Annotated in this window: 6 protein-coding genes; 2 read left to right on the top strand and 4 right to left on the bottom strand. The window is 70.1% G+C overall.

Going from position 1 to position 6746, the window contains the following annotated elements; translation table 11 throughout:
- Window positions 1-82 precede the first annotated feature (82 nt).
- Window positions 83-1684 carry a M28 family metallopeptidase gene (locus tag MK786_RS13595; protein WP_241112776.1) on the bottom strand — a complete coding sequence of 534 codons (1602 nt, stop codon included), beginning with the start codon at window positions 1682-1684 and terminating at the stop codon, window positions 83-85.
- 217 nt (window positions 1685-1901) lie between these two features.
- Between MK786_RS13595 and MK786_RS13590 the strand changes: the two genes are divergently transcribed.
- Window positions 1902-2846 carry a Ppx/GppA phosphatase family protein gene (locus tag MK786_RS13590; protein ID WP_241112775.1) on the top strand — a complete coding sequence of 315 codons (945 nt, stop codon included), beginning with the start codon at window positions 1902-1904 and terminating at the stop codon, window positions 2844-2846.
- Between the two features lie 69 nt (window positions 2847-2915).
- Here MK786_RS13590 and glmM read toward each other — a convergent pair whose 3' ends face one another.
- From glmM to rplM, 3 genes are read right to left on the bottom strand one after another with little or no spacing between them, the layout of a single operon-like run.
- Window positions 2916-4274, bottom strand: coding sequence for a phosphoglucosamine mutase (glmM, locus tag MK786_RS13585; RefSeq protein ID WP_241112774.1), 1359 nt, complete (start codon window positions 4272-4274; stop codon window positions 2916-2918).
- A gap of 16 nt (window positions 4275-4290) precedes the next feature.
- Entirely contained in the window at window positions 4291-4764 is a 474-nt protein-coding gene (rpsI, locus tag MK786_RS13580; RefSeq protein ID WP_241112773.1) for a 30S ribosomal protein S9, read from the bottom strand.
- 26 nt (window positions 4765-4790) lie between these two features.
- On the bottom strand, window positions 4791-5237 hold the full coding sequence (gene rplM / locus MK786_RS13575) for a 50S ribosomal protein L13 (RefSeq protein ID WP_241112772.1): 447 nt from the start codon (window positions 5235-5237) through the stop codon (window positions 4791-4793).
- 612 nt (window positions 5238-5849) lie between these two features.
- Between rplM and MK786_RS13570 the strand changes: the two genes are divergently transcribed.
- Window positions 5850-6689, top strand: a complete 840-nt coding sequence (locus tag MK786_RS13570) for a hypothetical protein (RefSeq protein ID WP_241112771.1) — start codon at window positions 5850-5852, stop codon at window positions 6687-6689.
- Window positions 6690-6746: the final 57 nt, after the last annotated feature.

Here is a 6746-nt window from a genome sequence, read left to right as displayed (position 1 = left end):
CCCCCCCCCCCGCTGGGGGTCATCACAACCCCGGGGGCGCCCGCCCTCCGAAGAGGACGGGCCCGCCGCATGACGGTCGGCGTCAGCTCGCCGAGTGGTGACCGTGGTCGGGGTGGAGACCACCGCCGCCGCCGGCCCACGTCCCCTCGGCACCGGCGGGCGCGGGCAGCTTCAGGCCGCCGGGCACGTTGGCGCCGCGGACGCCGTTGACCGCCTCGGTGGAGTAGGAGTACGCCAGGACCGACAGAGCGATGGCGTCGGTGTTCACTCCGAGCGCGTCCATGCTGACGTTGTCGATGTCGTCGCACGCCTGGTGGTAGCACGGGTCGAGCCACTCACCCGCCGTGCCGCCCCAGATCTCGGCCTGCTCCGCCGTCTTCTCGTCCTCGGCGCCGGTGAAGAGACCGCCTGCCGGAATGCCCGCCAGGATGAACGCCTCGTAGTCGCTGCGGCCGCTGAACTCGGCGTCGTCGTAGGGCACGCCGACGCTGGTGAAGTAGCTCTCGAACATGTCCTCGATCTGGACCGAGCCCTCCGGGACCACGACCGGGGCCTCGAACGTCGACTCGTCGCCGTCGTACACCATGAAGATGTAGTTGGGCGAGGCGACCATGTCGAAGTTGAGGTACAGTGCGATGCGGTCCTTCTCGGCCTGGCTGAGTCCGTCGACGTAGGCCTGCGAGCCCACGAGGCCGACCTCTTCGGCAGCCCACCACGCGAAGCGCACCGTGTTCTGCGGCTTGACCTTCCTCATGCTCTCGGCGACCTCGAGCAGCGCGGCGGAGCCCGAGCCGTTGTCGTTGATGCCGGGACCGGCCGGGACCGAGTCGAGGTGGGCGCCCGCCATCACGACGTTGTCCGCGTTGCGGCCGGGCAGCTCGGCGATCACGTTCTGCTGGGGGTGGTTCTCGATGAACATCGAGACCGTGGCGGTCGAACCGGGAACGGCGAGCGCGCCGCCGGCGGCGAACGACGTGTTCACGACGGGGATGTCCAGCGCGGTCGGGTTCGCGCCGATGAGCGTGACGTTGCTCATCGGGCCCGTGTTGCCCGGGGTTCCGTTGTTGAAGATGATGACGGCCTCGGCGCCGGCGTTCTGCGCGTTGCGCGCCTTGATGCCGAACTCGCATGCGCCGCGCTGGATCAGGGCGATGTCGTTGTCGCCCTCGAAGAGGGTCAGGTCGAAGTCCTCGGGCTGGCAGCCGCTCGTTCCGCCACCGGGGGTGCCCAGAGCAAGGTCGACCGGGATGACGTTTCCGGTCACCGAGCCCTCGGCCGAGCCGGTCACGAAGTAGCCCGCAGGGTGGTTGACGTCCTGCGGCGTGAGCTGGTGGACCGTGGGGATGGGCACGAAGTAGTCGAATTCGTCGATCGACACGGTCCAGCCCGCGGCCTCCATCGTCTCGACGACGTAGTCGACACTGGCCTCGTAGCCCGCGGTGTCGACGGCGCGGTTGCCGTTGTTCTCGTCGGCGATCTGCTGGAACGCCTCGAGGTGCTCCATCGCGCCCTCCGCCGAGACGCACTCGAGCAGCTTGGCGATCGTGTTGTTGTTGCGGTTGTCGCACTTCGCGGCGGGTGCGGCTGTCGCCGCCGACACCGGAGCCATGGCGAGTGCCACGGCCGTCGCGGCGGACGCGGCGAGTGCCAGCCCGCCTCTCCCTGTGATGCGGGATCGATTCATGTTCTCTCCTTCACGTGAGCGCTCATCGTCGAGCGCCTAGCGCACGGGCTATCCCCGAGGTGTCCGCGCGCGGGGACGGATGCCGGATCGGCACCCTGGCGCTGAGGCTAGACGGGCGATTCCGGGGACGGTAGCGAAAGGGGCCAGTTCTCATCCTGCGCTCATCCGCGGCGAGCCCCTCGGTCGTGCGTTCCGAGCGCACCTGTACTGTCGACCCGTGCGCCTGGGAGTCCTCGACATCGGATCGAACACCGTCCACCTGCTCATCGCCGATGTCCGCCCGGGCGGCAGACCGCTCGCGACCACGAGCCGCCGGACGGTCCTGAGACTCATGCGCTATCTCGGTCCCGACGGCGAGATCACCCGGGAGGGTGTCGACGCCCTGGTCACGGCGGTGACCGAGGCGCGGACGGTCGTGGCCTCCGAGAACGTCGTCGAGCTGCTCGCGACAGCGACGTCGGCCGTCCGCGAGGCGACGAACGGGCCCGAGGTGATCGCGCTGATAGAAGAGGCGCTCGGCCAGCCGCTCCAGGTGCTCGGCGGCGAGACAGAGGCGCGCTACACCTTCCTCGCCGTGCGCCGCTGGTTCGGCTGGGCCGCCGGACAGATCCTGCTGCTCGACATCGGCGGAGGCTCGCTCGAGATCGCTGCCGGACCCGACGAGCTGCCCGAGCTCGCGGCATCCGTCCCCCTCGGCGCGGGGCGCATGACCGTGGAGTTCCTCCCGCACGACCCTCCGGGCGAAGACGCCATCGACGTGCTGCGGGCGCACGCGCAGGCGACCCTGGCGCCGATCGCCGAGCGCTTCGGGCGGCTCGAGTCGCCGGATCACATCGTGGGGTCGTCGAAGGCGATCCGCTCGCTCGCCAAGCTCGCCGGCCGTCCGGTTCCCGGGTGGCCGGGAAGCGAGCGGATGCTGCTCCCCCGCGCCTCGCTCGCCTCGTGGATCCCCCGGCTGGCGAAGATTCCCGCGCCCGTGCGCCAGGAGCTGCCCGGCATCACCGCCGACCGCACGTTCCAGATCGTGGCCGGAGCCGTGGTGCTGGACGAGGCCATGCGCGCGCTCGGGGTCGATGAGCTGGAGGTGTCGCCGTGGGCGCTGCGCGAGGGCGTGCTCCTGCGGTACATCGAGTCGCTGTCGTGGAGCGCGCCGGCAGCCTGAGCACCGGAGACGATGACGGCCCCGCCTTTGCAGGAGGGGCCGTCGATCGATCGGCGTCGATCGGGCGGGTCAGAGCGCGAGACGCTCGCGGACGACGTCGGCGAGACGCTCGGCGTGCGCACGGGCGTCCTCTGCGGACGCGGCCTCGACCATGACGCGCACGAGGGGCTCCGTGCCCGACGGGCGCAGCAGAACGCGGCCCGAATCACCGAGCTCCGCGACCGACCGGGCGACGGCATCCGACACGCCTTCGTCGCTGTTCGCGCGCGAGCGGTCGACACCCTTGACGTTGAGGAGCACCTGCGGGAACACGGTCATGACCGACGCGAGCTCCGCAAGCGACTTCTTCTGCCGCGCCATCTCGGCGAGGAGGTGCAGGCCGGTCAGCAGACCGTCGCCGGTCGTGGCGAACTCGCTCATGATGACATGGCCGGACTGCTCTCCGCCGAGCGAGAAGCCGCCCTCGTTCATGCGCTCCAGCACGTAGCGGTCGCCGACGGACGTCTGCTCGACGCGGATGCCGTTCTCGGCCATCGCACGGTGGAGCCCGAGGTTGCTCATCACCGTGGCGACGAGCGTGTCGTCGGCCAGCGTGCCGCGCTCCTTCATCGCCACGGCCAGGATCGCCATGATCTGGTCGCCGTCGACGACGCGGCCGTCCGCGTCGACCGCGAGGCAGCGGTCGGCGTCGCCGTCATGGGCGATTCCGACATCGGCGCCGTGCGCGAGGACGGCCTCGGCGAGCTTGTCGAGGTGCGTCGACCCGACGCCGTCGTTGATGTTCAGGCCGTCGGGATCGGCGCCGATCACGGTGACCTGAGCGCCGGCATCGCGGAACGTCTCAGGCGAGACGCCCGACGCCGCGCCGTGCGCGCAGTCGAGCACGACGTGGATGCCGTCGAGCCGGTGCGGAAGCGACCCGAGCAGGTGCACGACGTAGCGGTCTTCCGCGTCGGCGAAGCGGCGGATGCGACCGACTCCGGCGCCGGTGGGCTGAAGCTTCGGCCCGGCCATGGCGTGCTCGATGCGCTCCTCGACGACGTCGGGGAGCTTCACGCCGCCGCGGGCGAAGATCTTGATGCCGTTGTCGGGCGCGGGGTTGTGCGACGCCGAGACCATGACGCCGAAGTCGGCGTCGATGTCGGCGATCAGGAACGCGGTCGCCGGTGTCGGCAGGACGCCCGCGTCGTAGACGTCGACGCCCGAGGACGCGAGCCCGGCCTCGACCGCAGCGGAGAGGAACTCTCCCGACACTCGGGGATCCCTCGCAACCACGGCGGTGATGCGCTTGCCCGCGGCGCGCCGCGCGTCTGCGGAACGGCCCTGGCCCAGGACGACGGCAGTCGCCTGGGCCAGGGACAGTGCAAGATCGGCGGTGAGGGGGCCGTTGGCCAGCCCCCTCACCCCATCCGTGCCAAAGATCGGCATGCGGTGGAGAAGCCGATCAGCGCTTCGAGTACTGAGGCGCCTTGCGGGCCTTCTTGAGACCGGCCTTCTTGCGCTCGATGACGCGGGCGTCGCGCGAGAGGAAGCCGGCCTTCTTGAGGGTCGGGCGGTTGTTCTCGGCGTCGATCTCGTTCAGCGCACGGGCGATGCCGAGACGCAGCGCGCCGGCCTGACCCGAGGGGCCGCCACCCGAGATGCGGACGATGACGTCGTACGCGCCGGTGAGGTTGAGCACCGTGAACGGGTCGGTGATGAGCTGCTGGTGCAGCTTGTTCGGGAAGTAGTCCTCGAACTCACGGCCGTTGACGGTGATGACACCCGAGCCCGGGATGAGGCGCACGCGGGCGATGGCCTGCTTGCGACGGCCGACAGCGGCGCCGGGGACCGAGAGCACGGGGCGCTCGGTGACGGCGTCGGTCTGCTCGACCGGGGTCTCGGTGGAGTAGTTGGTGGAGTCTTCGATGTTCGCCACGAGTGTGTCCTTATTCTCTGCGGTGCTTACTGGGCGACCTGGTCGAGGGTGTACGTCTTGGGCTGCTGGGCCGAGTGCGGGTGCTCGGCGCCACGGTAGACCTTCAGCTTGCGCAGCTGCTGCGCGCCGAGGCTGTTCTTCGGCAGCATGCCGCGGATCGCCTTCTCGACGGCGCGCTCCGGGTTCTTCGCGAGGAGCTCGTCGTAGGTGACGGCGGTGAGGCCGCCCGGGTAGCCCGAGTGGCGGTAGGCCTTCTTCTTCTCGAGCTTCTGACCGGTGAGGGCCACCTTGTCGGCGTTGATGATGATGACGAAGTCGCCGGTGTCGACGTGGTTCGCGAACGTGGGCTTGTGCTTGCCGCGAAGGAGACGGGCGGCGTGCGAGGCGAGACGGCCGAGGACGACGTCAGTCGCGTCGATGACCAGCCACTCGCGCTGGATCTCGCCAGTCTTGGGGGTGTAAGTGCGCGTCACAGTAGTGCTGCTTTCTTGATCGAACGGAGAGGTTCGTGAATCCCACTCCGGGGTGGTTCTCCGTGCCGAGGGCCGAGGAACACGCCAGTGGAGGGCTCACGTTCGCGGTGCCGGGTCAGCTGAGCCGAACACCAAAGATCAATACTACGACACGCGGATGCCTCAGCCAAACCGGCATCTGGAGGAGGACGGCGGCGAGGAGAAGGGGGGCGGTCCCTCGCCGCCGTCCGGTCAAGGTGCGGTCACCGGCGCGAGCCGTGGTGAGCGCCCAGTCGGACGACGTCGCGGTTTTCCCCGCGCGTCGAAGCGTCGTCGCATCGCTGCCCCCAGAGGCATCACTGCGGAGCGGCCCCAAACCCATCGCACCCCCACGGTGCGCGGGCTCCACCCCCTGTTCGCTGTCTCGACCGAGCGCACCGGCAGTTTCGGGTACGGGTGCCACGATCGGCGACAGCAATCCTGACCGTACTGCACCTACGCGCCCGAACTCAACTCTTCGCGACGGTGCGTCGGCACGTCTGAAGGTGTCGGGCTTCTCCACCTCGCCGTCGGCACCGATCGAGTCCCGCGCGCGCCGGCCTGAACGCCGCGGCGCCCGGCTATGGTGCCTCCATGGCCGCGTCGACCTCATCGCAGCGCACCTACCGCTACCTGCGCCTCGGGATCGCCGGCACGGTCGTCGTCATCTTCACGTCGGTCGCGGTCGCCGCCACCACTGTCGGCTGGCTGCCCTCGGTGAGCGACTACTTCTACACGACGGCGCGCGCGTCCTTCGTCGGCGCCCTCATCGCCGTCTCGCTCGCCCTCCTCGCGCTGTCCGGGCGCGGCGCCGAGCGGGCGCTCCTCGACGCCGCCGCGCTGTTCGCCCCACTCATCGCGCTCGTCCCCACCACGCTCGCCCCCGGCGCGATCCCCGGAGTGGTCGCACCGTGCGCGATGCGCTGCTTCCCGCCGGCCTACGAGGGCCTCGCCGCCAACGGCGTGATCACCTACCTCATCGTCGGCGCGCTCACTGTGCTGGTCGCCCTCCTCCTCGCCACCCTCAAGCAGCTCGACCTCGCCACCGTCAGGTTCTCGCTGCTCATGACGACGGCCGTGCTGACCGTCGTCGCTGCGACGTGGCTGTTCGCCCGCGACGCCTTCCTCGCGCACGGCCACTTCGTGGCCACGATCGCGTTCTTCGGCCTCTTCGCCGCGGTCGCGGTGATCAACGCCTTCCCGCGCCGCGGCGCTCCCCCGGCGCCCGTCTTCCGCGGCCTCTACATCGTGATCGCCGTTGCGCTCGCGGGCGTGCTCGTCGCGTACATGGTGCTGCTTCCCCAGGCCGACGCGCGCGGCCTGCCGATCGTGCTGCTCGCCGAGGCGGCGGCGCTTCTCCTCTTCTTCGCCTTCTGGGTCGTGCAGGGCATCGAGAAGTGGGATGACGCCGACCCCTCGATCGCGCGGGGCTGACGCCCGCGTCGCTCGCCCCGATGGCTGGCGCGGACGCGGACTCTGATAAAAAGGGCG

The organism is Microbacterium sp. CFH 31415 (assembly GCF_022538185.1).
Lineage (GTDB): Bacteria > Actinomycetota > Actinomycetes > Actinomycetales > Microbacteriaceae > Microbacterium.
The sequence above is the reverse complement of the archived record's forward strand: the minus strand, read 5'-3'. Positions and strand labels throughout refer to the sequence as shown.

Excerpts from the sequence above, each read along its gene's own strand:
- MK786_RS13595 (WP_241112776.1), bottom strand. The coding sequence starts at position 1,684 with ATGAATCGATCCCGCATCACAGGGAGAGGCGGGCTGGCACTCGCCGCG.
- glmM (WP_241112774.1), bottom strand. The coding sequence starts at position 4,274 with ATGCCGATCTTTGGCACGGATGGGGTGAGGGGGCTGGCCAACGGCCCC.
- MK786_RS13570 (WP_241112771.1), top strand. The coding sequence starts at position 5,850 with ATGGCCGCGTCGACCTCATCGCAGCGCACCTACCGCTACCTGCGCCTC.